Here is a 23,234-nt window from a genome sequence, read left to right on the forward strand (position 1 = left end):
GCCCATGACGGCGGTGGAGTAGCGCACGGCCGCAATGGCCCTGGCAAGAACCCGCCCCGACCGGCGGGTTTTTTTGTGTCCGCCAGCGGGAATCCCGTCCCCTGATGGAGCACCCCGATGCACGCACCCAGCAATCCCGTCGCGACCCTGCACCTGCTCTGCGGCAAGATCGGCGCAGGCAAATCAACGTTGGCCCGGCACCTCTGCATGGCACCCGGCCATGTCCTGATCAGCGAAGACACGTGGCTGGCGTCGCTGTTTCCCGGTGAGATCGTTGAGGTGGCCGACTACGTGCGCCTGGCCGCGCGTCTGCGTGACACCCTGGCCCCGCATGTACGCGCCTTGTTGGCTGGAGGGATGTCGGTGGTGCTGGACGTTCCCTTCAATACCGTCCAGACCCGCGCATGGGCTCGAAGCATCCTGGCCGATTCCGGGGCGGATCACGCGCTGCACTATCTGGATGTACCCGATGCGCTGTGCATCGCACGGCTACATGCCCGCAATGCAGCCGGCGCGCATCCGTTCGCGGCCAGTGATGCCGAGTTTGCGGACATCACACGTCATTTCGTCGCGCCTGCGGCTGAGGAAGGCTTCAATGTGGTGCGGCATGGTCAGCTGCCGACCTCTGACGAGATCGCATGAGCTACCCTGCTGGAAGGGGCATGGCGGGCGCTGCCAGCAGTGCCCGCCATGCCAGGGATTAGGCCGCTTTTTCCAGCGTGCCCATGTCGATCACGAAGCGGTAGCGCACATCGTTCTTCGCCATGCGCTCCCAGGCCTCGTTGACGGTCTTGATGTCGATCACTTCCACATCGCTGACGATGTTGTGCTCGGCACAGAAGTCCATCATTTCCTGCGTCTCGGCCATGCCGCCGATCGCCGAGCCGGTGATGTGCTTGCGGCCGAAGATCACGCTCACGCCGGTCGGCGGCGGGTCCAGCTCGGTCAGCACGCCGACCAGGCACATGGTCGCATCGCGCTTGAGCAAGGCCATGTACGGGTTGGTGTCGTGCCCGACCGGGATCGTGTTGAGCAGGAAATCGAAGCTGCCGGCATGCGCCTTCATCTGCGCCGGATCGCGCGAGACCAGCACCTCATCGGCGCCCAGACGCTTGGCATCGGCACCCTTTTCCGGGGTGGTGGTGATCATCACCACGGTGGCGCCCATCGCCTTGGCGAACTTCACGCCCATGTGGCCCAGGCCACCCAGACCGATCACGCCGACCTTCTGGCCGGGGCCGACCTTCCAGTGGCGCAGCGGCGAATAGGTGGTGATGCCGGCGCACAGCAGGGGCGCCGCGGCCTTCAGGTCCAGCGTCTCGGACACCTTCACCACGAAGCGCTGTTCGACCACGATGTGGTCGGAGTAGCCACCGAAGGTCGGCTGGCCGCTGTCACGCTCGGTGCTGTTGTAGGTGTAGGTGGCACCCTTCTCGCAGTACTGCTCCAGGTCTTCATCGCAGGCCGCGCAGTGGCGGCATGAATCGACCATGCAGCCGACGCCCGCGAAGTCGCCGACCTTGAAGCGGGTCACGCTGGCACCGACCTCGGTCACGCGGCCGATGATCTCGTGGCCGGGCACCATCGGAAACATGGCGCCGCCCCAGTCGTCGCGGGCCTGGTGCAGGTCGGAGTGGCAGATGCCGCTGAAGAGAATCTCGATGCGGACGTCATCGGGACCGGCCGGGCGACGTTCAAAGGAGAACGGCACCAGCGGCGCGGTCTGGTCGTGCACCGCATAACCATGGGCGAGGGACATGGGGAATCCTTGGCAGGTTTGTAGAAAGGCGCTTTACAATACGCCCCGATCCCGTGCACAGACAGTCAGGATATCGGCATGATTCATCAAGTGAAACGGGATAATCATGGCCACTGACAACCTGACCCATCTGGCCGCCTTCGCCGCCGTGGCCCGCCACCGCAGCTTCCGCAAGGCCGGCGCCGAGCTGGCGCTCTCCACCTCGGCGGTCAGCTACGCGATCCGCGCGCTGGAAGAGCGCCTGGGCGTGGGCCTGTTCCATCGCACCACCCGCAGCGTCGCCCTCACCGAAGCCGGCCAGCGCCTGCTCGAACGTCTGCAGCCTGCGCTGGGGCAGGTGCATGACGCGCTGGAGGAGATGAACCATTTCCGTGCCGCACCGGCCGGCCTGCTGCGCATCAATGCCACCCGCGCTGCGGTCCAGACCCAGCTCGGCCCGCGCCTGGCGAAGTTCCTGCTGGCCCATCCGGATGTGCGTCTGGAGCTGGCCCAGGATGACGGTCTGGTCGATATCGTCGCCGGCGGGTACGACGCCGGTGTGCGCCTGCACGAATCGGTCCCCGAAGACATGGTCGCCGTGCCGCTGGGCCCTGCGCTGCGCGGCTTGATCGTCGGTGCGCCGGCGTATCTTGAAGGACGCGAGATACCCCGGCATCCGCGCGATCTGATCCGCCACGAGTGCGTGCGGTTCCGCTTCGCCAGCGGCCATCTGTACAAGTGGCAGTTCGAACGCGATGGCCAGGCGCTGGAAATCGATGTGCCGGGGCGACTCACCCTCGGCGATCAGAACACCATCCTGCAGGCGGTGGTGGACGGACTTGGCCTCGCCTATGTGCTTGAGGATTCCGCGCGTCCGTATCTGGATGACGGTCGGCTGGTCGCGGTACTGGAAGACTGGAGCGAGCCGTTCGCGGGTTTCGCGGTGTATTACCCGCGACAGCGGCAGATGTCGTCCGCGCTGCGGGCGTTCATTGATCTGCTGCGGGGGTAGGACCGGCGGGAGAGGCCTGCACTGGTGGCGCGCGTCCCCGTTGGGTAGGCTGGTTTCGCGAGCGGAGGCCTCGTGGGCGCCCCGCAGCGATCACATCGCGGTATGACCAGAAGGAGATGGCACATGGAAGGGATGCACAATCGGAAGCTGTTCGACCTGCTTGTTTCCTGGCTGCTGGCGTATTTCGTCATCATCGGCGCACTGCTCCTGGTCTGTGTGGCGGTCACTATCGCCCTGATGATCGGCGCCAGTTGGACGGTCACCGTGGCGGCCGCTCTGTTGGCGGCGGCGCCGGCCGTTGCGTTGCCGTTTTCCGCGCGTGCCGCCAAGTGGTTGCTGCTGCTGGCCTACAGCGGCCTGGCGGCCGCCTTTGTGTGGCTGGCGTTCTGGCCGCAGCCCGGCGCAGCGTCGGTGCCGCTGGTCAAGGGCGTGGTCGTGGCGTTCGCCGCCCTGCTGGTGGTCCGGGTGTGCCTGGCCTGGCGAAACGACCGAAAGGCCCGGCAGCACTGAGGAAGGCGGCGTTCTGGCGCATTCCGCTGCACTTCACGGGATGCCATGCACCCTTCGTTGGATCACCGCGATCACCGCGATCACCGCGATCACGGGAATCACGGGAATCACGGGAATCACGGGAATCACGGGTAGATCCACGCCATGCGTGGATGCTTCCGATGCCTGCATGGTCAGTGGCGACGCCTGCGCCATCCCAGCGCGATCAGGCCCGCGGCTGCGCCAACGAACAGCAGTCCCGCGGCGGTCTGCCCGGCAGCATATCCATCGGCATACGCCGCCGTCTGCGCGGTGGTATCCGCCAAGCGTGATGACAGCACGCCCAGGCCACGCACCAGGAAAGCGCCGCCGGCGAGGAAGCAGAGGTAGGGAAGTACGGCGCGCAACGTTGGCATGAGAGGTCCGTCTGCAAGGGGAGAGCGATGTCATCCATGACGCCGGCTGACGCGTGCGGCGTGTGCTGTGGAGTGTTCCTGCCCGGCGGGCGGCCTGTCAACGACACCGATTCCCTCGCTCCTGTATACTCACCCCCAGTATAGTTAACCGGCCTCGGTCCCCATGCCCCATTCACCGCAGGAAAAAAAGCGCGTTCTCGCCCGGGTCCGTCGGATCCGTGGCCAGTGCGATGCGCTCGACCGCGCGCTGGACGCCGGCGCCGAGTGCGGCCCGGTGCTGCAGCAGATCGCCGCGATCCGCGGTGCCGTCAACGGGCTGATGTCTGAGGTGATGGAAGCCCATCTGCGCGAAGAGTTCGGGCAGCCCGCTCAATCCGATGCGCAGCGCGATGAGCGCGTGCGCGAGATGAGCATGCTGATCCGGTCCTATCTGAAATGAGTGTGCGGGCGACCGCGTACTGCCCATCCTTGTTCCCTGCCTTGGAGTGCTCCCCATGAAATCCCGTGCCGCCGTTGCCTTCGCCGCTGGCGAACCGCTCAAGATCGTCGAGATCGATGTCGCTCCGCCGCAGAAAGGCGAAGTGCTGGTAAAAATCACCCACACCGGTGTCTGCCACACCGACGCGTTCACGCTGTCCGGCGATGATCCGGAAGGCCTGTTCCCGGCCGTGCTCGGCCACGAAGGCGCCGGCATCGTGGTCGAAGTGGGCGAGGGCGTCACCAGCGTCAAGCCGGGCGATCATGTGATCCCGCTGTACACCGCCGAGTGCGGCGAGTGCCTGTTCTGCACCTCGGGCAAGACCAACCTGTGCGTGGCCGTGCGTGCCACCCAGGGCAAGGGCGTGATGCCCGATGGCACCACCCGCTTCAGCTACAACGGCGAGCCGATCTACCACTACATGGGCTGCTCGACCTTCAGCGAGTACACCGTGGTCGCCGAAGTCTCGCTGGCCAAGATCAACCCCGACGCCAACCCGGAGCACGTGTGCCTGCTCGGCTGCGGTGTGACCACCGGCATCGGCGCAGTGCACAACACCGCCAAGGTGCAGGAGGGCGATTCGGTGGCGGTGTTCGGCCTGGGTGGCATCGGGCTGGCGGTGATCCAGGGCGCGCGCCAGGCCAAGGCCGGCCGCATCTTCGCGATCGATACCAACCCGTCCAAGTTCGAACTGGCCAGGCAGTTCGGCGCGACCGACTGCGTCAACCCGAAGGATCATGACAAGCCGATCCAGCAGGTCATCGTCGAGATGACCACCTGGGGCGTGGACCATACCTTCGAGTGCATCGGCAACGTCAACGTGATGCGTGCGGCGCTGGAATGCGCGCACCGTGGCTGGGGCCAATCGGTGGTGATCGGCGTGGCCGGCGCGGGCCAGGAAATCTCGACCCGTCCGTTCCAGCTGGTCACCGGCCGCTCGTGGAAGGGCACCGCCTTCGGTGGCGTCAAGGGCCGCAGCCAGCTGCCGGGCATGGTCGAAGATGCCATGAAGGGCGACATCGAACTGGCCCCGTTCGTGACCCACACGATGGGCCTGGACGAGATCAACGACGCGTTCGACCTGATGCATGAAGGCAAGTCGATCCGCTCGGTCGTGCATTTCTGAATCACTGAGGGCGGCGCGTGATCCGCGCCGCCCCTACGGAGAATCACCATGGAACGCATCGAACACCGCGCCGCCTCCGGCGGTTGGCAGGACGTCTACCGCCACACCTCGCAGGGGCTGGGCTGCGACATGAACGTCGCCGTGTATCTGCCGCCGCAGGCCGCCACGCAGAAACTGCCGGTGCTGTACTGGCTCAGCGGGCTGACCTGTAACGAACAGAACTTCATTACCAAGGCAGGGGCGCAGCGCTACGCCGCCGAGCATGGCGTGATCCTGGTCGCGCCGGACACCAGCCCGCGCGGTGATGACGTCGCCGATGCCGAGGGCTATGACCTGGGCAAGGGCGCCGGTTTCTATCTCAACGCCACCGAGCAGCCGTGGGCCGCGCACTACCGCATGTACGACTACGTGGTGGAGGAACTGCCGGCATGGATCGAGGCGCATTTCCCGGTGACGGGCGCGCGCGGCATCAGTGGCCACTCGATGGGCGGTCATGGGGCACTGGTGATCGCGTTGAAGAATCCCGGTCGCTACAGGAGCGTCTCGGCGTTCTCGCCGATCGTCGCGCCGACCCGCGTGCCGTGGGGCCAGAAGGCGTTTGCCGCGTACCTCGGCGAGGACCGTACCCGCTGGGCGGCGTGGGATGCCAGCGAGCTGGTCGCCACGGCCACCGAGCGCCTGCCGTTGCTGGTCGACCAGGGCGGTGGCGATGAATTCCTGGACAGCCAGCTGCAGCCGCAGTGGCTGCAGGCCGCCTGCACCGCCGCCGGTCACCCGCTGACGCTGCGCCTGCAGCCCGGTTACGACCACAGCTATTACTTCATCAGCAGCTTCATCGGCGAGCACATCGCGCATCACGCCAAGGCGTTGCACGCCTGACGCGCCACCGCGCCCCCCTCTGCCGGGCAGTCGCCTGGTGGTGGGGAGCGCAGGGGCTGTGTCCGACCTTTCCGGCCTCCCGGGGCAGCGCGGGCATCGCTCCGCCCCGTCAACGCGGGTTGAATTGATCCCCAGGTGCCGGGCAACCTTGTATGTTGGTTGCAACGCCGCATCGGGATGGGACGCCGCATGGTGGTCTGGCTGTCGGTGCTTTACCTGCTGTGCCATGGCATCGCGCTGGTGCTGCTGCCCGCGCATGCGCTGCCGGTGTCCTATGCGTTCCTGATCGGGGCGCCCCTGCTGGCCGCGCTGGCCTGTGTGTGGCGGGGCCGCCGCAGCGCGTCGATCGTCGGCTGGTACGCGATGGCGCTGGGGATGGGGCTCTGGGCCGCGGGCATGGCGTTGAACATGTACCAGGAGGTCGGCCGCGGCAACGCCGATGCGACGCCGGGGCTGAGCATGCTGCTGTATGTGCTGTACGGCGTGCCGCTCACCTTCGCGATGGCCCATCCGCGGCACGAGCCGTGGTATCTCAGCCTGATCGATGCGCTGCTCGCGCTGCTGCTCGGCTACCTGTTCTTCGTCCACACGTTCTCCTTCGCCACGCTCAACGATGCGGGCGAGGAGGGCATCGAGCACCTGCGGCTGATGTTCGATGTGGAGAACATCTTCATCGCCGGCTTCGCGCTGCTGCGCTGGCGGGCCAGCGAGGACGCGTCGCGGCGCGTCTTCTTCCGCACGCTGTGCGTGTTCGCCTGGGTGTACCTGGGCGTGGCCGCGTACATCAACCATGTCGACACGGAAGGCAGCTACGGTGGGCGGATCGATCTGCTGATCGACGTACCGTTCCTGTTGCTGGCGGTGATGGCGTTGCGACGTTCGCGACGCGGCGACGTGCGCGTACCGCGCACACTGGTGATGGCCGTGCGTGCCGGCAGCCCGCTGATCCTGGCGGTGTCGCTGATGGTGGTGTCGGCCCTGATGGTCCGCGAGCATCCATACCTGGCCGTGGCGGGGTTCGTGCTGGCCACACTGGGCTCGGGCCTACGCGGCGTGCTGATGCAGATGCACTCGTTCGCGCGCCAGGACCAGCTCGACGCGCTGTCGCGGATCGACAGCCTCACCGGCTTGGCCAACCGCCGGCAGTTCGATCAGCGCCTGCGCGATGCGTGGGAGCGGGCGCGGCGCAGCGGGCAGGGCATCGCATTGCTGATGGTGGATATCGACTGCTTCAAGGACTTCAATGACCGGTACGGTCACCCGGCCGGCGACCAGTGCCTGCGCCTGGTCGCCGCGACGCTGGCCGGCTGTGCGGTGCGCAGCACCGATCTGGTCGCCCGGTATGGCGGTGAGGAGTTCGCGGTGGTGGTGGCCTCGTCGCCACTGGACGGCGCGCCGGCCCTGGCCGAGCGCATGCGCCAGGCGGTGGAACAGCTGCAGTTGCCGTCCGCCGCGTCGGGCCGACCGGTGACGATCAGCATCGGCGTCGGGACCGTGCCCTTGGTGCTGGACGCCGACCCTGAGGCATTGCTTGCAGCGGCAGATGCGGCGTTGTACGCCGCCAAGCGGGGCGGGCGCAATCGGGTGGAAGCGAGCGGCGAACCGGGCTGAGTGACACTCGCGCCCTTCGCTGGCGGCAGCCACTGTGGCCGCCGCCAGCGCGGGCAACCTCGCTCAGCGGACGTTGCGCAGTTCCCAGTGACTGCCGGCCAGCATGCGCAGCCGCTGCTTGAACACGTCGCTGTCGATGCTGGTGGTGGCGACGAGGTTGATCCGCAGATCATCCTGCGCACCGGTGACGGTGGCGGCCGGATCGGTCGCGCCCCACTGCGGATCGACCGCGTCGGGATCGTCCTGCTTGGCGCGCCAGCGGTCGAACAGGACCGTGGTGCGCAGGGCGTTCTGAAGTTCTTCGGCCAGTCCCGCCGCGCCCTGGGCGTGGAAGGACAGGTCCGGGTCGTTGCCGCGTGCCTTGGCCGGGTCCGGCAGGCTGATGTCATAACTTACGGGCATGGTTACCTCCATTGAATGCGGCAAGGCTGGCAGAGACGCGGTGCAATCCGCGTGCAGAACGAGGTCAGGCGCTGAAGGTATGCGGCTCGTCGGCAAACCCGATCGTCACCGCGCCCTTGCCCACGTTGACCATGCCGGTGAGGCTCATCACCGCCTCGAACACCTGCACGCCATGCGCCTGGCACGTCTCGCGCAGCGCGCTATAACCGGGCAGCGCCTGCAGGTCGGCCAGCTCACCGCCGTAACTGATGCACACCGTCGGCGTCATCAGGCCTGCCTTGACCCGCTGCCCGACGAAATCGAACAGCTTCTGCACCGCGTTGTCGAAGCCCTTGATCTTGGCCACCGGCCCGGTCTCGCCACGGTAGCCATGCAGCACCGGCTTGATGTCCAGCGCACTGCCCAGCGCGGCGCTGATCAGGCCGACGCTGCGGTCGCCCTTGTGCCGTGCCCGGGCGCGCATGTAGTACAGATCGCGGGTGATCATGTAGCCATGCACGTTGTGCGCCAGCAATTCCAGCCGCTCACGGATCTGCTGCACGCTCGCGCCGCTGTCGCGCAGGCGGACTGCTTCGACCGCGGTCACGCCCTGGGCGGCGAACAGGTTCTGGGTATCGAGCACGCGCAGCGCGAACGGCGAGTTGAAGCCCGCCGCCTGTCGCACCGGCTTGTAGTCGTTGAGGATCGCGAAGCTGGCCTGCATCGCGTTGTCGTGGATCGGGCTGCGGGTCTTGGTGATCGTCATGCAGAACACATGGTCGTAATCGATCACCAGCTTGCCCAGGAACAGATCCCGGATCTGGTTGACGCTGAAGGGAATGGTCTCGGCCTCGGCGCCATGCTCGGCGACGTGGGCATGCAGGAAACTCAGTGTGGCCTGTTCGTCGCGATGGTCGGCCAGCACGGCCTCGCCAATGCGGACGGTGATCGGCAGCAGCACGATGTTGTGTTGTTCAATGAAATCCTGCGGCAGATCGCACGCAGAGTCGACCACGATTCCGATGCGCATCCTGTGCCCCTCCGGCAGGTTGTAGGTTCGGAAACGTGAACGCTATCTCAAAACGAGATGCTTTGCCTGACCGGGGAGGCGGAACGACCTCAGCGGCTGCGCTCGACGGCCACCGGCAGGTCCACGATCCGGGCCCATTCGCCCTGCTCGAGCAGGCTGGGATCGGCCAGTACGGCCTGCATCAGCGGGTGCGCGTCGTTGCCCCAGAACAGCTCGCTCCCGATCGCCAGCGTCGGGACGCCGAATACCCCGGCGGCCAACGCGGCATCGGTATTACGCCGCAGGTCCTCCTTGACCGAGGGCGCGCTGATCGCCGCGGCGACATCGGCGATGTCCAGCATCGCCCCGGGCAGGGCGAGCGCCGCGGCGCTGTCGCCGGCATGGCCGTCGCGCCAGATCCAGTTGAACAGGAGGTCGACCGTCTCGTGGGTGGCGCCGGCGGCCAGGCACAGGCGCAGCACCGCCAGCGGGTTGAACGGATGGCCCGGCGGAAACCGCAGCGTCACCCCGGCACTGCGCGCCTGCCACAACGCCTGCCGATAGGTGAAAAGCCGCTTGGCCGGAATCTCGGCCGGGCCGAGGTTGCCCAGGTGATGCAGCACCGCGCCGAAGGCGATCGGCACCGGCACGATGCGCTTGAACTGCGGCAAGGCCTTGAGCTGCTGCCAGTGCAGATAGGCGAACGGTGAGACGAAATCGAAGTACCAGCGCAGGGCCATGGTCAGGTGCTCACGGGGCAGGACGACAGGGTCGCCGAACGCAGGGCCGCCGCAGGCAGCGGCCCTGTGCAGGGGCTCAGCGCGAGTATGCGCGTGGTTCGGTGGAGGCTGGCGCCTGGTAGCGGTCGCGCAGATCGGTCTGGCGCGAGCGCATCGGCATCGCACGGCCGCCCAGCCAGACCTGCTCGGCGTAGTGACCGACATCCAGCGGATCCCCCTCCCAAAGCACCAGGTCGGCCAGCTTGCCCGGCTCGATGGTGCCGAGACGGTCGCCGACGCCCAGCGCCTGGGCCGGGACCCGGGTCAGGCCGGCCAGGCCATCGTCCCAGGGCAACCCGTTGGCCACCGCATTGCCGGCCAGCTGGCGCATCTTGCGCGCGTTGTGCGAGGCATCGTCGCGCTGGGCGAAGCTGACCGGGACGCCGGCTGCCTTCAGCCGCGCGGCGTTCTGCAGGGTCGCGCCGAGCTGGTCGAAGCTGCTCGGCAGGTTGCCCAGCCCGTCGACGAACACCGGCACGCCGGCCTGGGCCAGCTGCGGGGCCAGGCGCCAGGCCTCGGCACCGCCGGCGATGGCGATCCTGACCTTCTCACGCGCGGCCCAGCGCAGCAGCTGGCGGATGTCGGCGGCGCGGTCGACCTGCACCACGATCCGGCCCTGGCCGGCCAGGTAACGCGCCAGCGTGGCGCGTCCGGCGGGCGTCAGCAGGGCATGCGGCGAGTCGGCCGGGACGCGCCCGCGCGCCTCGCTGACCATCTGTTCCAGCAGCATCCACTGCGCGGCGCGCGAGGTGCCGGTGAGCTCCGCGCCGGACGCGCCGAGACGGATGAACAACGCCTGCGGGCCGACCGGATCGGCGCTGCCGTCCAGCCGCATCACGCCCCCTTGGCCGGCGATGAAACCGCCGCCCGTGTTGGCCCCGAGCAGGGTGAAGCCGATGCCATCCAGTCGTGCGACCGGGATCAGCACCGAGTCCGGATTGAAGGCCAGGGAGACGTCGAACTCCGGCCGCAGCGGCTGGTCTTCCAGCTTGAGCGTGCTGTCCACCGTGGCCGATTCCCCGGAGACTTCCTCGATGCCGATGTCGGTGATGCCGCCGAACAGCGCCGGGGTCAGCGGCTTGCCCGCGGCGTCGACCACGGCCACACCGGCCGGCGCCGACAGGCCCGGGCCGACCGCGCGGATCACGCCGCCCTGGATCAGCACATCGCTGTGTTCCAGGCTGCCGCGTGCGGCGGCGGTGTGCACGGTGGCATTGCGGATCAGCAGATCCTGCGCGAACAACGCCGGTGCCACGCAGGCACCGGCGATCAACAGCAGGGCCCGCGGAAGCAGGCGCATCGAGACGCGGCGGCTCATGGGCGTGCCTCCTGGCCGAGCATGAAGTCCGACAGCGGCTGCCGCCTCACATCCTGGCGGTCATAGACCTGGTGGCCGTCGACATAAACCTTTTCGGCCAGCGCGTACGAACTGAAGGGGCTGCCATTCCAGACCACCACGTCACCCATCTTGCCCGCCTCCAGGCTGCCGGTCTGCTTCTCCACGCCCAGCGAGCGCGCCGCGTTGGAGGTCAGCCACATCATGGCCCGCTCCGGGGCGATCTCGATCCCGGCGCGGCGTGCGTTGGCGATCACCTTGGCCGCTTCCTGGTTCAAGCGCTGGATGCCTTCGGGCGAATCCGAGTGCACGATCGCGCAGCTGTTGGCCGGGCGGTCGACCAGGGCGATGTTCTCCTGGATGCCATCGAAAGCCTCCATCTTGAAGCCCCACCAGTCGGCCCACAGCGCCCCGCACACGCCTTCCTCGGCGAGCCGGTCAGCCAGTTTGTAGGCCTCCACTGCGTGGTGGAAGGCGGCGATCTTGAAGCCGAATTCCCTGGACAGATCCAGCATCGTGGCCATTTCATCGGCGCGGTAGCAGTGGATGTGTACGCGGATGTCGCCCTGGATCGCGCCGGCCAGCGTATCCAGCTTCAGATCGCGCTTGCCGCCGCTGTCGCCGGCGCTGTCGCCCTTGTCATCGCCACTGAACCAGCGCTTCTTCTTCGGCTGCTTCGGGGTGTTCTTGGCGATGTACTCGCTGGCATCGATGAAGGCCGCGCGATAGCCGGCAACGTTGCCCATGCGCGTGCCCGGCGCGGTGCCCTTGCCGCCGTAGACGCGCTTGGGATTCTCGCCGCAGGCCATCTTCAGGCCCCACGGCGCGCCGGGGAACTTCATCGCCTGGTAGGTGGTGGCGGGCACGTTCTTCAACGTCACGCCGCGGCCGCCGACCAGGTTGGCCGAGCCGGGCAGCACCTGCATCGAGGTCACCCCACCGGCCAGCGCCGCAGCGAAGCCCGGGTCCTGCGGCCACACCGAGTGTTCGGCCCAGACGTTGGCGGTGACGGGCGCGGTCATCTCGTTGCCGTCGCTGTGCGCGCTCACGCCCGGGCTGGGATACACGCCCAGGTGCGAGTGCACATCGATGATGCCGGGGGTGACCCACTTGCCCTGGCCGTCGACGCGGACCGCATCGGCCGGTGCACTCAGGTTGGGGCCGACCGCCGCGATGCGGCCGTCCTGCAGCAGGACATCGGCGTTGTCCATGCGCACGCCGGTGCCGGTGAGCACCGTGGCATTGCGGATCAGCACCGGGGCCGAGCGCATCGGCGCGTACGTGCTGGGATACGGATCCTGGACGAACCGGGAGGCGGCAGGCGCCGGCCCGGACACGATCGACATCAACGCCAGGCCAACGCCGACGCTCAACAACTTCTGCATGGTTCTCCCCGATGCCGCATGGACACAATTCCTCGACGCTATCCGCGAGAGGGCCAGCTTGCCAAGTGACCTTTTACCTATTTTTATCAAATGTGGCCTAGCATCCTTATGCGAAACAATTGTGAACTTTCCATGAATTTTGCGATAGGCTGGGTGTGGGCTAGTTGGCGCCACCGATAGCTGATCGAAATGCTCCATGTCAGCTCGCCCCTTGCCGAATTTCGAACCCGATCAAGGAAGTTCTGAGTACATGAACCAGAAATCGACGTCCCGCGCGGCCGCCCGCCGCCTGTCGCCCACCCTGTTGGCTTCCGCCATCACCGGCACCCTGCTCGCCGCCATTGCCGTCCCGGCCTTGGCCAGCCCCACCAGCGATGCCCTCCAGCGCTACCAGCAGCAGCGCGCCGAGCAGTCCGCCGCATTCGGCCGTGATCTGCAGAGCGTCTCGCTGGCGACCACCTTTGGCATTCCGGCGGCGTCGGTTGGCCCGAACGCCGTCCCGAACGGCCCGATGATGGGTGAGCCCGGCGATCTGGAAAGCTGGCGCAGTGAGGAGTTCAAGGCCGATTGGGGCCTGAAAGCAATCAATGCCGACGCTGCGTACGCGCGCGGCCTGACTGGTAAGGGCATCCGACTGGGCGTGTTCGACTCCGGTACCGGCCTTGACCACGACGAGTTCGTCGGCAAGGACCACCGCAGCATTCACTTGGCGGATGTGCTGCCGGACGGCAGTCTGTGCGGCAATACGACCGTGGTGGATGGCCCGGACGCATGCTTTAGCAGTGATGGCGACCAAGTGGCGGTTGACTACCAGATCCTGGATCCAGCGTATGCGGCGCTGCTCAACAGGAACGGCTACTACGAAGGCGCCAGCTATCAGATTCACGGTACCCATGTCTCAGGTACCATCGCCGCCAATCGTGACGGCAGCGGTACCCATGGTGTGGCATTCGGTGCCGATCTGAGCGTGGCGCGCTTGTTCTTCAACAGTGTGAGCTACCTCTCGGTGGTCAACATTGGTGGCAACCTTTACCTAGATTCGCAGAACGTTGCCGGGATCGGTGCATCCGATTCGATCTACCCTCAGTTGTACGCGCAGCTCAATGAGCAGGGCGTGCGCGCGGTCAACCACAGCTGGGGCCTGGCCACCGAGCCGGACAGCGCGGACATGCTGGACTTCTACCAGTCGCATCCGGTGTTTGCCGATGCATTGGCTGCCATGGCCGAAGGCTCTCGCAGCCGCGGTTTGATCCAGGTATGGGCCGCAGGCAATACCGACGCGGCCAATCCCTCTCCGGAGCAGGCGCCCATCGCCGGCATGTATGCCTCGCTGCCGCGTGCCATTGCCGATATCGAGCAGTACTGGCTGGCCGTGGTCAACGTCAACCAAGACAGTGAACTGAGCAACAGCTCCATGCGCTGCGGACTGGCGGCCAATTGGTGCCTGGCGGCACCGGGGTCTGTCATCAAGTCCACGGTCTATGGTGCTGACTCTCAGATCGACGCCGATCTGTACGACGAAGACGGCAATTTGGTTCTGGAGATCAACGGCCAAGTCCCTACGTCATCCTACCGCGACTTGAGCGGTACCTCGATGGCAGCCCCGCACGTCACCGGTGCACTGGGCCTGCTGTTCGAACGCTTCCCGTACCTGAGCAACGCGCAGGTACGCGACGTGCTGCTGACGACCGCAACCGATCTCGGTGCCGTCGGCGTGGACGACGTCTACGGCTGGGGCCTGCTCGACCTGCGCAAGGCCATCGAAGGCTACGGCCTGCTGCGCGTGGACACCGACGTGGTCATGAACCAGAAGGCCGGCGGCCTGAAGGTGTGGGAAGGCGAAGCATGGGACGACTGGACCAATGACATCGGCGGCCCGGGCAAGCTGACCAAGTCGGGCATCGGCTGGCTGCGTCTGAGCGGCGACAACAGCTTCAACGGTGCGGTCGTGCGCGAGGGTGTGCTGGAGCTGGACGGCGCCAACGCACTGACCGCCTCGGTCGACGTGCAGGGCGGTCAGTTCCTGCTCAACGGCAGCCTGGTGTCCACCACGCTCAACAGCCTGGGTGGCAGCAGCGTGATCTCCAGCACCGGTGTGCTGGATGGCTCGTCCCTCAACGTGACCGGCGGTTCGGTCACCTTCAACGGCCTGCAGCAGGACGCTGACACCACCGTCGGCAGCGGCGGCAGCTTCGTGCTCAACGGGCGTCTGGTCGACAGCACGCTGACCTCGGCCGGCACCACCGCTGTCACTGCCGGTGGACTGCTGGACGGGTCGGACCTGTTCGTCTCCGCCGGCACCGTGTCGTTCAACGGCGTGCAGCAGGATGGCTCGACCGTGGTCGGCGCCAAGGGCACGCTGAAGGGCGTGGGCACGCTGGGCAGCACGCGCGTGGAGGGCATCATCGCGCCGGGCAACTCGATCGGCACGCTGACCATCAACGGCGATTACGTGCAGACCGCCAGCGGCATCTACCAGGCCGAGCTGGCCCCGGGCAGCCGCAGCGATCTGCTGCGCGTCACCGGTACGGCCACGCTGGATGGCACCCTGAAGGCACTGCCGGAAGCCGGCGTCTACTACCTCGGTGAGCAGTTCAACTTCCTGCAGGCCGCCGGTGGCATCAACGGCCAGTTCGCCACGACCGACTTCTCGGCCTTCTCGCCGTTCCTGAAGTTCAGCCTGGGCTACAGCGCCAATGGCCTGCGCATCGACGTCGCCCGTGGCAACGCGCTGGCCAGCGCCGCGGTCACGCCGAACCAGATCGCGGTGGCCACCAGCGCCGATGGCCTGGCCATCAACCAGGGCCTGCCCAGGCCGCTGACCCAGCTGTTCCCGGCCCAGGTCGGTGCGGCGCTGGATGCGCTGAGTGGTGAGATCCATGCCGCCACGCCGATGGCGCTGGTCGAAAGCAGCCGTTACCTGCGTGATGCGGCGCTGAGCCGTGCCGTGGGCGTGCGTTCGCCGGGTGCCGCGGATGAAGTGGCCGGTGGCGGCGCGTGGGTGCAGGCGATCGGTGGCAGCGGCAAGCTCGACGGCGATGCCAATGCCGCGCGCACCGACTCCAACAGCAATGGTCTGCTGGTCGGTGCCGATCATGTGTTCGGCGGTGGTTGGCAGGTCGGTGGGCTGGTCGGTACCGGCCGGACCGACATCAAGCAGGCGGCCGGTCGCGGCGCCCGTTCGGAGATCGACAACACCCACTTCGGTGCCTACGTGGGCAACCAGTGGGGGGCGTTCGGTCTGCGCGCCGGTCTGGGTTATTCCCGTCATGACGTGGACAGCAAGCGTCAGCTGACGTTTGCCGGCTACCAGGACGCGCTGTCGGCCAGGTACGACGCCACCACCCGCCAGGGCTTCATCGAAGGCGCGTACCGCTTCGGTGGTCGCGAAGGTGGCCTGGAGCCGTACCTGCAGTTCGCGCGCGTTGAAGTGGACATGGACGGCATCACCGAACAGGGCGGCGCTGCTGCACTGAACGGCCAGGTCGCCGACACCCGCACCAACGTGGCGACCGCCGGCGTTCGGTTCGACAAGGGCCTGAAGACCTCGTGGCAGCAGGAAAGCTGGCTGCATGTCCGCGGTGGCGTCGGCTACCGCCGTGCCTCGGGTGACCGCAGCCAGGTCGCCGAGCTGGCCTGGACCGGTGGCAGCAGCTTCGCGGTCAGCGGTGCGGCGATCGCCGACAACGCCGTGGTCGCCGAGCTGGGCCTGTCGGCCTGGCTGAGCCCGCGCAACCAGCTGGAGCTGGGCTACAACGGCACCTTCGGTGATGACGCCCGCGACCGCAGCGTCACCGCGCGCTGGTCCGTGCAGTTCTGATCCAGCGGTACCGGTAAACCGAAAAAGGCGGCCACTGGCCGCCTTTTTCTTGCGTATTCGTTGATCTCGCGCAAAATTGCCGCCTCAGCACGACCGCAGGCAATCCCCCATGAAAACCAAACAGGACATCGTAGAAAACTGGCTGCCGCGTTACACCGGCGTGCCGCTGGATCAGTTCGGCCAGCACATCCTGCTGACCAATTTCGGTGGCTACCTGCATACGTTTTCCCAGCTCACCGGCGCGCCCATCCAGGGCGCTGACCGGCCGATGGCCAGTGTCACCAGCGATGACATCACCCTGATCAACTTCGGCATGGGCAGCCCGAACGCGGCGATCATCATGGACCTGCTGTCGGCGGTGATGCCCAAGGCGGTGCTGTTCCTGGGCAAGTGCGGGGGGCTCAAGCGCAAGAACCAGCTGGGCGACCTGATCCTGCCGATCGCCGCGATCCGCGGCGAGGGCACCTCCAGCGACTACCTGCCGCCGGAAGTCCCGGCCCTGCCGGCCTTTGCCCTGCAGCGGGCGGTCTCGACCATGGTCCGCGACCTCGGCCACGACTACTGGACCGGCACCGTCTACACCACCAACCGCCGGGTCTGGGAGCACGACGAGGCCTTCAAGGAAAAGCTCCGGGTGATGCGCTGCATGGCCATCGACATGGAGACGGCGACCCTGTTCGCGGCCGGTTTTGCCAACCACATCCCGATCGGGGCCTTGCTGTTGGTGTCCGACCAGCCGATGATTCCCGACGGCGTGAAGACCGAGGTCTCCGATGCCAAGGTCAGCTCACAGTTCGTCGAGAACCATATCCAGATTGGTATCGAGGCGCTTAAGCTGATACGGCGCAACGGCAAGTCGGTCCGCCACCTGCGTTTTGACGAGTAACGGCAATGGAACGGATGGACGTCTTGGGGCGTGCCATCCACAGGGGTAGTGAATGGACGTGGCGGCACAAGTAGTGGAGTTCTGGCGCGACGCCGGACCGCAGCAGTGGTTCGCGCGCGATGACGCGTTCGATGCGCGGTTTCGCCAGCAGTTCCAGGAAGAGCATTTCGCCGCTGCCCGCCGCGCGCGCGAGCATTGGCTCAGCAGCGCCGATGGCGCGCTGGCGCTGATGATCCTGCTCGACCAGTTCCCGCGCAACTGCTTCCGCGAGACGGCGCATTCCTACGCCACCGATGGCCTGGCGCGTCACTACGCCATGCGTGCGGTGGAGGAGGGCCTGGACCTGCAGCTGGTGCCCAAGCTGCGGGCCTTCATCTACCTGCCGTTCGAGCACTCCGAGGATCCGCAGGACCAGGAGCGCTCGGTGGCGATGTTCGATGCGCTGGGCGACAAGGAATACCTGCAGTACGCCGAACTGCACCGCGACATCATCCGGCGCTTCGGCCGTTTCCCGCACCGCAACGCGGTGCTGGGGCGGATGCCGACGCCGGAAGAGCTGGATTACCTGGCCGAAGGTGGGTTTGCGGGATGAACGCCACCGCCGCCACGAACAAAAAAACGCCGGCAATGCCGGCGTTTTTCGTATCGCGCTACGTACTCGCGATCAGTACTTCGGCACGCCGTTGTCCACATCGTTCGACCAGGCATCGATGCCGCCGGTGATGTTGGAGACCTTGGTGAAGCCCAGGGCGCGGAACTGCTCGGCGGCCTGCGCGCTGCGGCCGCCGTGGTGGCACAGGAAGGCCAGCGCGGTGTCCTTCGGCAGGGCTTCCAGACGGGCACGGTTGTCGCCGTCGAACGTCTCGAACGGGGCGTTGATCGCCGCGATCGCACGCTCGTCGGCCGGGCGCACGTCGACCACGGTGATGCTGCCGGCACGCAGCTGGTCGTCGGCGTCACGCACGCTCAGTTCCTGCACGGCCTTCGGTGCGTTCGGGTTGTCGATCGCCAGGCCCTTGCCGCGGATGTCGTCGACCCAGTCGATGGTGATGCCTTCGGCGCGGCGTGCGCTGGCCAGGTCGAACTGCACGCGCAGGCCGTTGGACTCGGCGGCGATCGCGTTGTCGTCGTGCGGGGCGAGCTGGAAGTTCGGCTGGAAGCGCGCGTCGATGCCCAGCTGCAGCGAGGCACCCGGGGAATCGGCCAGCGCGCCACGCAGCATTTCAACGGCGGCCGGGGTCACGGTGATGCGCGGCGGGGTGCGGTCCGGCGCGGCCAGGCCGAGCACGCTGCTCAGCTCACCGTTGCCGGCCATCTGCAGGATGATGTCGCTGCCGCCGATCAGCTCGCCGTCGATGTACAGCTGCGGGATGGTCGGCCACTCGCCGTAGGCCTTGATGCCTTCGCGGATTTCCGCGTCGGCCAGCACGTTGACGTGGTCGAACTCCACGCCGAGGTCCTGCAGGGCGCCGACGGCCTTGGCCGAGAAACCGCACTGCGGCATGCTCGGCTGACCCTTCATGAACAGCACGACGCGGTTGGCGTTGAGAATGGATTCGATGCGCGAGCGCAGGGCGGGTTCAAGGGACATGGCGGTCGGGGTCCGGATATGCGAACCGCGTATTCTACGCGGCATGGCATCATGGGGCATGACCGTACCGGAAACGTTGCATCGCATTCCCCGGCGCCCCTGGCGCTGGGTGCCGTGGCTGGTGCTGTCGCAGCTGCTGGTGGTGCTGGTCTGGGTCGCCTGGGGCTGGCGCTGCGGCCTGCCGCTGATGGTGGCGACCCACGCCCTGTTCATGGTCCCGGTGTTCCTGCCGAACAGCCGCTTCTATGCCCCGGTGCTCAGCCGCCTGCCCGGCGATGCCCGCAAGGTCTGGCTGACCATCGATGACGGCCCCTCGGCCGACACCCCGGCGGTGCTCGACCTGCTGGACCGCTATGAGGCCAAGGCAACCTTTTTCCTCGTGGGTGAACGCGCGCAGGCGCGGCCGGAGCTGGTGCAGGCGATGCTGGCCCGCGGGCACAGCCTGGGCAACCACAGCCACCACCACCCGCAGACCCGCTTCTGGCGGCTCGGGCGGCAGGCGATGGCCGCCGAGATCGCACAGTGCCAGCAGGCGCTCACCGCGATCGCGGGCACCCCGCCACGCTGGTACCGCTCGGTGGTCGGGATGACCAATCCGTTCGTGGCCCCGGCGTTGAAGCAGTGGCAGCTGACCCGGGTCGGCTGGAGCGCGCGTGGCTTCGACGGGGTGGAATGCAGACCCGACCAGGTGGTCGAGCGGATCACGCGTGACCTGGCGCCGGGCAGCATCGTGCTGCTGCATGAGGGCGCGGCGCATGGCCACAACCTCGCCATCATCGAAGCGGTACTGCAGGCGGTGCAGGCACGCGGGCTGCACGCAGGTCTGCCGGACTGACGCCGGGCCGTCGGCCGGCGCAGGCCGGGCTCAGCTCAGGGCACCGATGATCATCAGCAGGACCACGCCGAGCATGCTGCCGACCGAGATCACCAGGCCGAGGATCGCGAACACGCGGCGGCGGTCCGTCTGACATGCGCCGGCTACGCCCAGGCCGAAGGCCACCAGCTGCATCAGGGCGGTGCACATCAGGCCAAGCCCGACCAGGATCGCCGACATCGAGGTCTCCTCCATGCCGCCCGGCGTGGTGGTCTCGATGATGCCGGCGATGACGATCAGGCCCAGCATCAGCACGGCGCCGCACAGGGCGGTGATGAACGCGGCAATACCCATGCCGGAATGAGGGGTGTGCATCAGGGCTCCTTGTCGATGCGGTGAAACGGGGGAATCAGGGGGCGAGGGGCTGTGCGGCCGCGGCGTCCGACGGCGGATGCGAGGCATGCCATTGGTCGCGGATCCAGCCGCCGAGCGACAGCTGCGCGATCAACACGCCCAGCGTCACCAGCAGCGCGATGATCCCGAACAGGCGCCGCCGGCGCGGCTGCAGCACGCTGCCCAGGCCGAGCAGCAGGGCCAGGATCGCCAGTCCGATACTGCTGCCGAGCAGCGCGGCCAGCGACCACGGCAGCTCGCGCATGGCCGCATGTTCGGGCGCATGCGCGTAATGCATGCTCAGCAGCAGCATCACCAGGCCACAGGCGCTGACGATCAGCGCGGCGATGCCCAGCGCGGAATGTCGGGTCTGTCGGGGCATGGGCGGCTCCTTGCCGGAAGGGGGGCGCGCGCGAGTATGCGCGCGCGCGGCCGGCGGCGCGAGTCGCGGCGGCTAGGCGGCCGTGGGGCGCACGCCGACGATCAGCCAGTTGTTGAAGGGCGTGTTGCCATACAGCGGCGTCATCCGCAGGTGCAGGCCGGCGGCGTCCAGTGGCGCGCGCAGGCTCGCCGCGTCCGGGTAGTGGCAGGGGCGCGTGCCCATCCAGCCGACCAGGTGCGCAAGCATGTCGGTGATCCGCGTGGTGCGGTCGCGACCGCTGTGGTCGGCAAGCGTGGTTCGGATCACCAGCCGCGCGCCGGGGGCCACGCGTGTGGCGGCGGCGTGCAGCAACTGCGTCTGCGCGGCTGCGGGCAGGTACTGCAGCACGTCGAGCAGGGCGACGTTGCCATGGTGGGCAGGCAGGGTGGCGCTGACATCCAGGCAGGAGAAGGTAGCCTGCGACAACCCGGCGCGCGTGCTGGCGCGCACGGCCCGCGCGATCTTGTCGGCGTCGATGTCCAGCCCGTGGTAGGCCAGTGCGCTGCCGTGCTGGCGCAGCACGTGGGCCAGCAGGCCCAGGCCGCAGCCGATATCCAGCAACGGGAGGGCAGGCGCTTCGTCCAGCGCGGCGAGCACGCCGGGATACAGCGGATCGCTGCCGAGTTTGCCGCGGCTGTAGTAATAGTCGCGACGGTTGCCGAGCCGCTGCGCCGGCAGGAACGCCGTGGCGATCCGGCGGGCCTGCTCCCTGGCCAGCGGCAGCGTGGCCTCGCTCAGCGGGTCGGCTCCGCCCACAGCACGCGCGTCACGTCGAACGCGCGCTGGTGCCACAGCGTGTACATCGCCGCGGACGGATGCAGGCCATCCTCGGCCAGCATGACGGTCTCACCGCCCCACTGGCGGCTCAGGTCGGTGATGTCGACGAAGGCCACGTCGTGCTCGGCGCAGATCGCCGCGGCGGCAGCGTTGTAGGCATCCAGCTCATGACCTATCTGCACGCGGTCGCGGCCGGACGCCACCGCGTACGGGGTCACGCCCCAATCCGGGATCGACAGCACCAGCACGCGCGGTGCACAGTCGCCGGCGAAGGCGAGCGCGCGCTGCAGCAGGGCGGTGAAGCGCGGGCGGTACTCGTCCACGCTGCGCCCACGGTATTGATCGTTGACCCCGATCAGCAGGCTCACCAGGTCGAACGGACCCTGTGGTGCGTCCGCCTCGATGCCGGCCTCGAGCTCATCGGTGGTCCAGCCGGTGGTGGCGATGATCGTCGGATCGTCCAGCGCCACGCCGATATCACGCAGGGCCGCGGCCAGCTGCATCGGCCAGCGCCCGGTGGGGTCAACGCCTTCGCCGATCGTGTAGGAATCGCCCAGGGCCAGATACGGCAGGCCCATCAGGCCACCGCGCTGCGCGGCTTGATCGGGACCACCTTGGTGTTGGCTTCGGCGCGGCGTGCCAGCGCGCGGTCGATGCGGGCGAACACATCGCGCATCACGTCCGGCTCGGGCAGCAGGGTCACGCGGAAGTGGTGGCGGTAAGGCACGTTGAAGCTCGAGCCCGGCACGACCAGCACGCCTTCCTCGTTCATCAGCTCCAGCGCGAAATCATGGTCATCGAAGCTGCGCGCAGCGGCCCCGACCACCGCCGGGAACGCGTACAGCGCGCCGGCCGGTGCCACCAGCGACAGATGCTCGCTGGCGTTGCAGGCCTCGATCACGGCGCGGCGGGTTTCATACAGGCGGCCACCCGGTGCGCACAGCGGCGAGATGGTGTCCGGCCCGTTCACGGCGGCATCGATGGCGTACTGGCCCGGCACGTTGGCGCACAGGCGCAACGCGCTGAGCAGGTCCATCGCCGCGCGGAACTCGCCCAACCGCTCGCCCGCGCCGGACAGCATCGCCCAGCCCACGCGCCAGCCGCAGGCGCGATGCACCTTGCTCAGGCCGCTGAAGGTAATGCACGGATGCTCGCCGGCCAACGGCGCGACGGCATGGAACTGCGCGTCGTCGTAGAGGATCTGGTCGTAGATCTCATCGACCATCAGCAGCAGGTTGTGCCTGGCCGCGATGGCGACGATGCGCTCCAGCAGCTCGCGCGAGTAGCTGGCGCCGCTGGGGTTGTTCGGGTTGATCAGCACGATCGCGCGGGTGCGCGAGGAGACCAGGGCCTCGATCTCGACCGGGTCGGGCTGGAAGCCGTTCTCCGGCGCGCAGCGGTAATACACCGGGCGACCATCGTTGAGGATGGTTGCGGCCGACCACAACGGATAGTCGGGTGAGGGCACCAGCACTTCGTCGCCCGGGTTGAGCAGGGCACGCAGCGACAGGTCGATCAGCTCGCTGACGCCATTGCCGATGAACACCCGGTCCGGGTGGGCATCGGGTGCGCCTCGCCGGGCGTAGGCGGCGGCGATTGCTTCGCGCGCCTCCGGCAGGCCCTGCTGGTGGGTATAGGGATCGGTGCGGCCCATGTCGTCGGCGATCGCGCGCTGCAGGTGCTCCGGCGCACGGAACCCGAAGTTGCCCGGGTTGCCGATGTTGAGCTTGATCAGCTTGCGGCCCTGGGCCTCCAGCTCCCGCGCTCGTCGCGCCAGTTCGCCCCGGATCTCGTAGCGGACTTCGGACAGGCGCTCGCGGGTGGCGAGCGGCTTCAGCGGAGGCGTGGACATGAACGGGCCGTCATTCAGGCATGGAAACCGCATGGTAGCGG

Annotated in this window: 25 protein-coding genes; 11 read left to right on the plus strand and 14 right to left on the minus strand. The window is 67.6% G+C overall.

The window, feature by feature from the left end; translation table 11 throughout:
• Positions 1-117: 117 nt before the first annotated feature.
• Positions 118-642 carry an ATP-binding protein gene (locus HDC96_RS11420; protein ID WP_179460075.1) on the plus strand — a complete coding sequence of 175 codons (525 nt, stop codon included), beginning with the start codon at positions 118-120 and terminating at the stop codon, positions 640-642.
• Positions 643-700: 58 nt separating this feature from the next.
• Here the strand turns inward: HDC96_RS11420 and HDC96_RS11425 are convergent, their stop codons facing one another.
• On the minus strand, positions 701-1,759 hold the full coding sequence (locus HDC96_RS11425) for an NAD(P)-dependent alcohol dehydrogenase (RefSeq protein WP_179460076.1): 1,059 nt from the start codon (positions 1,757-1,759) through the stop codon (positions 701-703).
• Positions 1,760-1,865: 106 nt separating this feature from the next.
• Here HDC96_RS11425 and HDC96_RS11430 point away from each other — a divergent pair, with 106 nt between their 5' ends.
• Entirely contained in the window at positions 1,866-2,750 is an 885-nt protein-coding gene (locus HDC96_RS11430; RefSeq protein ID WP_121039764.1) for a LysR family transcriptional regulator, read from the plus strand.
• A 123-nt stretch (positions 2,751-2,873) separates the two neighbouring features.
• Positions 2,874-3,260, plus strand: coding sequence for a hypothetical protein (locus HDC96_RS11435; RefSeq protein ID WP_179460077.1), 387 nt, complete (start codon positions 2,874-2,876; stop codon positions 3,258-3,260).
• A 33-nt stretch (positions 3,261-3,293) separates the two neighbouring features.
• Here the strand turns inward: HDC96_RS11435 and HDC96_RS11440 are convergent, their stop codons facing one another.
• Together HDC96_RS11440 and HDC96_RS11445 are read right to left on the minus strand one after the other, a co-directional pair.
• Positions 3,294-3,455 carry a hypothetical protein gene (locus HDC96_RS11440; protein ID WP_179460078.1) on the minus strand — a complete coding sequence of 54 codons (162 nt, stop codon included), beginning with the start codon at positions 3,453-3,455 and terminating at the stop codon, positions 3,294-3,296.
• Entirely contained in the window at positions 3,434-3,655 is a 222-nt protein-coding gene (locus HDC96_RS11445) for a hypothetical protein (protein WP_179460079.1), read from the minus strand. Before HDC96_RS11445 ends, HDC96_RS11440 begins: the two co-directional genes overlap by 22 nt.
• 163 nt (positions 3,656-3,818) lie before the next feature.
• Here HDC96_RS11445 and HDC96_RS11450 point away from each other — a divergent pair, with 163 nt between their 5' ends.
• The 4 genes from HDC96_RS11450 to HDC96_RS11465 all read left to right on the plus strand — a co-directional run bounded on the left by HDC96_RS11450 (position 3,819) and on the right by HDC96_RS11465 (position 7,749).
• A complete protein-coding gene (locus tag HDC96_RS11450) occupies positions 3,819-4,094 on the plus strand; it encodes a metal/formaldehyde-sensitive transcriptional repressor (RefSeq protein ID WP_179460080.1) in 276 nt (91 codons plus the stop codon).
• A gap of 55 nt (positions 4,095-4,149) precedes the next feature.
• Complete coding sequence (locus HDC96_RS11455; protein WP_179460081.1) at positions 4,150-5,259, plus strand: S-(hydroxymethyl)glutathione dehydrogenase/class III alcohol dehydrogenase; 1,110 nt, start codon at positions 4,150-4,152, stop codon at positions 5,257-5,259.
• Positions 5,260-5,307: 48 nt separating this feature from the next.
• Positions 5,308-6,138, plus strand: coding sequence for an S-formylglutathione hydrolase (gene fghA, locus HDC96_RS11460; protein WP_179460082.1), 831 nt, complete (start codon positions 5,308-5,310; stop codon positions 6,136-6,138).
• A 189-nt stretch (positions 6,139-6,327) separates the two neighbouring features.
• Positions 6,328-7,749: a diguanylate cyclase gene (locus tag HDC96_RS11465; RefSeq protein WP_179460083.1), complete on the plus strand. Its 1,422-nt coding sequence runs from the start codon at positions 6,328-6,330 to the stop codon at positions 7,747-7,749.
• Between the two features lie 63 nt (positions 7,750-7,812).
• Here HDC96_RS11465 and HDC96_RS11470 read toward each other — a convergent pair whose 3' ends face one another.
• From HDC96_RS11470 to HDC96_RS11490, 5 genes are all read right to left on the minus strand, one after another.
• Complete coding sequence (locus HDC96_RS11470; RefSeq protein WP_179460084.1) at positions 7,813-8,151, minus strand: hypothetical protein; 339 nt, start codon at positions 8,149-8,151, stop codon at positions 7,813-7,815.
• A gap of 64 nt (positions 8,152-8,215) precedes the next feature.
• On the minus strand, positions 8,216-9,160 hold the full coding sequence (locus HDC96_RS11475; protein ID WP_179460085.1) for a DegV family protein: 945 nt from the start codon (positions 9,158-9,160) through the stop codon (positions 8,216-8,218).
• A gap of 89 nt (positions 9,161-9,249) precedes the next feature.
• Complete coding sequence (locus tag HDC96_RS11480; protein WP_179460086.1) at positions 9,250-9,879, minus strand: DsbA family protein; 630 nt, start codon at positions 9,877-9,879, stop codon at positions 9,250-9,252.
• 76 nt (positions 9,880-9,955) lie between these two features.
• Complete coding sequence (locus HDC96_RS11485) at positions 9,956-11,236, minus strand: amidohydrolase family protein (protein ID WP_179460087.1); 1,281 nt, start codon at positions 11,234-11,236, stop codon at positions 9,956-9,958.
• Positions 11,233-12,639 carry an amidohydrolase gene (locus tag HDC96_RS11490; protein ID WP_179460088.1) on the minus strand — a complete coding sequence of 469 codons (1,407 nt, stop codon included), beginning with the start codon at positions 12,637-12,639 and terminating at the stop codon, positions 11,233-11,235. The genes HDC96_RS11485 and HDC96_RS11490 overlap by 4 nt, the downstream gene beginning before the upstream one ends.
• A gap of 250 nt (positions 12,640-12,889) precedes the next feature.
• On the opposite strand from HDC96_RS11490, the gene HDC96_RS11495 reads away from it, so the two are divergent.
• The 3 genes from HDC96_RS11495 (at position 12,890) to HDC96_RS11505 (ending at position 17,937) form a co-directional block, all read left to right on the plus strand.
• The gene (locus HDC96_RS11495) at positions 12,890-16,459 is read left to right on the plus strand and encodes an autotransporter serine protease (protein WP_179460089.1); all 3,570 of its coding nucleotides are present in this window, start codon (positions 12,890-12,892) and stop codon (positions 16,457-16,459) included.
• A gap of 109 nt (positions 16,460-16,568) precedes the next feature.
• On the plus strand, positions 16,569-17,345 hold the full coding sequence (locus HDC96_RS11500; protein WP_179460090.1) for an AMP nucleosidase: 777 nt from the start codon (positions 16,569-16,571) through the stop codon (positions 17,343-17,345).
• Positions 17,346-17,397: 52 nt separating this feature from the next.
• Positions 17,398-17,937 carry a DUF924 family protein gene (locus tag HDC96_RS11505; RefSeq protein ID WP_179460091.1) on the plus strand — a complete coding sequence of 180 codons (540 nt, stop codon included), beginning with the start codon at positions 17,398-17,400 and terminating at the stop codon, positions 17,935-17,937.
• Between the two features lie 72 nt (positions 17,938-18,009).
• Here the strand turns inward: HDC96_RS11505 and grxD are convergent, their stop codons facing one another.
• Positions 18,010-18,936: a Grx4 family monothiol glutaredoxin gene (grxD, locus tag HDC96_RS11510; RefSeq protein ID WP_179460092.1), complete on the minus strand. Its 927-nt coding sequence runs from the start codon at positions 18,934-18,936 to the stop codon at positions 18,010-18,012.
• A 58-nt stretch (positions 18,937-18,994) separates the two neighbouring features.
• Between grxD and HDC96_RS11515 the strand changes: the two genes are divergently transcribed.
• Positions 18,995-19,771, plus strand: a complete 777-nt coding sequence (locus tag HDC96_RS11515; RefSeq protein WP_179460093.1) for a polysaccharide deacetylase family protein — start codon at positions 18,995-18,997, stop codon at positions 19,769-19,771.
• Positions 19,772-19,801: 30 nt separating this feature from the next.
• On the opposite strand, the gene HDC96_RS11520 is transcribed toward HDC96_RS11515, so the two are convergent.
• From HDC96_RS11520 to HDC96_RS11540, 5 genes are all read right to left on the minus strand, one after another.
• Positions 19,802-20,125 (minus strand): hypothetical protein, encoded by a 324-nt coding sequence (locus HDC96_RS11520; RefSeq protein WP_179460094.1) that lies wholly within the window; start codon positions 20,123-20,125, stop codon positions 19,802-19,804.
• A gap of 34 nt (positions 20,126-20,159) precedes the next feature.
• Complete coding sequence (locus tag HDC96_RS11525; RefSeq protein WP_179460095.1) at positions 20,160-20,525, minus strand: hypothetical protein; 366 nt, start codon at positions 20,523-20,525, stop codon at positions 20,160-20,162.
• 72 nt (positions 20,526-20,597) lie between these two features.
• Positions 20,598-21,281, minus strand: a complete 684-nt coding sequence (locus HDC96_RS11530) for a class I SAM-dependent methyltransferase (RefSeq protein WP_179460401.1) — start codon at positions 21,279-21,281, stop codon at positions 20,598-20,600.
• Positions 21,282-21,298: 17 nt separating this feature from the next.
• Positions 21,299-21,919, minus strand: a complete 621-nt coding sequence (locus tag HDC96_RS11535; protein WP_179460096.1) for a GDSL-type esterase/lipase family protein — start codon at positions 21,917-21,919, stop codon at positions 21,299-21,301.
• Positions 21,919-23,193: a pyridoxal phosphate-dependent aminotransferase gene (locus HDC96_RS11540; protein ID WP_179460097.1), complete on the minus strand. Its 1,275-nt coding sequence runs from the start codon at positions 23,191-23,193 to the stop codon at positions 21,919-21,921. Before HDC96_RS11540 ends, HDC96_RS11535 begins: the two co-directional genes overlap by 1 nt.
• Positions 23,194-23,234 lie beyond the last annotated feature (41 nt).

Source organism: Stenotrophomonas sp. JAI102 (genome assembly GCF_013409105.1).
GTDB lineage: Bacteria > Pseudomonadota > Gammaproteobacteria > Xanthomonadales > Xanthomonadaceae > Stenotrophomonas > Stenotrophomonas maltophilia_AA.

Bases quoted from the DNA above. Each gene is read 5' to 3' on its own strand.
- HDC96_RS11420 (WP_179460075.1), top strand. From the start codon at position 118: ATGCACGCACCCAGCAATCCCGTCGCGACCCTGCACCTGCTCTGCGGC.
- HDC96_RS11425 (WP_179460076.1), bottom strand. From the start codon at position 1,759: ATGTCCCTCGCCCATGGTTATGCGGTGCACGACCAGACCGCGCCGCTG.
- HDC96_RS11430 (WP_121039764.1), top strand. From the start codon at position 1,866: ATGGCCACTGACAACCTGACCCATCTGGCCGCCTTCGCCGCCGTGGCC.
- HDC96_RS11435 (WP_179460077.1), top strand. From the start codon at position 2,874: ATGGAAGGGATGCACAATCGGAAGCTGTTCGACCTGCTTGTTTCCTGG.
- HDC96_RS11440 (WP_179460078.1), bottom strand. From the start codon at position 3,455: ATGGCGCAGGCGTCGCCACTGACCATGCAGGCATCGGAAGCATCCACG.
- HDC96_RS11445 (WP_179460079.1), bottom strand. From the start codon at position 3,655: ATGCCAACGTTGCGCGCCGTACTTCCCTACCTCTGCTTCCTCGCCGGC.
- HDC96_RS11450 (WP_179460080.1), top strand. From the start codon at position 3,819: ATGCCCCATTCACCGCAGGAAAAAAAGCGCGTTCTCGCCCGGGTCCGT.
- HDC96_RS11455 (WP_179460081.1), top strand. From the start codon at position 4,150: ATGAAATCCCGTGCCGCCGTTGCCTTCGCCGCTGGCGAACCGCTCAAG.
- fghA (WP_179460082.1), top strand. From the start codon at position 5,308: ATGGAACGCATCGAACACCGCGCCGCCTCCGGCGGTTGGCAGGACGTC.
- HDC96_RS11465 (WP_179460083.1), top strand. From the start codon at position 6,328: ATGGTGGTCTGGCTGTCGGTGCTTTACCTGCTGTGCCATGGCATCGCG.
- HDC96_RS11470 (WP_179460084.1), bottom strand. From the start codon at position 8,151: ATGCCCGTAAGTTATGACATCAGCCTGCCGGACCCGGCCAAGGCACGC.
- HDC96_RS11475 (WP_179460085.1), bottom strand. From the start codon at position 9,160: ATGCGCATCGGAATCGTGGTCGACTCTGCGTGCGATCTGCCGCAGGAT.
- HDC96_RS11480 (WP_179460086.1), bottom strand. From the start codon at position 9,879: ATGGCCCTGCGCTGGTACTTCGATTTCGTCTCACCGTTCGCCTATCTG.
- HDC96_RS11485 (WP_179460087.1), bottom strand. From the start codon at position 11,236: ATGAGCCGCCGCGTCTCGATGCGCCTGCTTCCGCGGGCCCTGCTGTTG.
- HDC96_RS11490 (WP_179460088.1), bottom strand. From the start codon at position 12,639: ATGCAGAAGTTGTTGAGCGTCGGCGTTGGCCTGGCGTTGATGTCGATC.
- HDC96_RS11495 (WP_179460089.1), top strand. From the start codon at position 12,890: ATGAACCAGAAATCGACGTCCCGCGCGGCCGCCCGCCGCCTGTCGCCC.
- HDC96_RS11500 (WP_179460090.1), top strand. From the start codon at position 16,569: ATGAAAACCAAACAGGACATCGTAGAAAACTGGCTGCCGCGTTACACC.
- HDC96_RS11505 (WP_179460091.1), top strand. From the start codon at position 17,398: ATGGACGTGGCGGCACAAGTAGTGGAGTTCTGGCGCGACGCCGGACCG.
- grxD (WP_179460092.1), bottom strand. From the start codon at position 18,936: ATGTCCCTTGAACCCGCCCTGCGCTCGCGCATCGAATCCATTCTCAAC.
- HDC96_RS11515 (WP_179460093.1), top strand. From the start codon at position 18,995: ATGACCGTACCGGAAACGTTGCATCGCATTCCCCGGCGCCCCTGGCGC.
- HDC96_RS11520 (WP_179460094.1), bottom strand. From the start codon at position 20,125: ATGCACACCCCTCATTCCGGCATGGGTATTGCCGCGTTCATCACCGCC.
- HDC96_RS11525 (WP_179460095.1), bottom strand. From the start codon at position 20,525: ATGCCCCGACAGACCCGACATTCCGCGCTGGGCATCGCCGCGCTGATC.
- HDC96_RS11535 (WP_179460096.1), bottom strand. From the start codon at position 21,919: ATGGGCCTGCCGTATCTGGCCCTGGGCGATTCCTACACGATCGGCGAA.
- HDC96_RS11540 (WP_179460097.1), bottom strand. From the start codon at position 23,193: ATGTCCACGCCTCCGCTGAAGCCGCTCGCCACCCGCGAGCGCCTGTCC.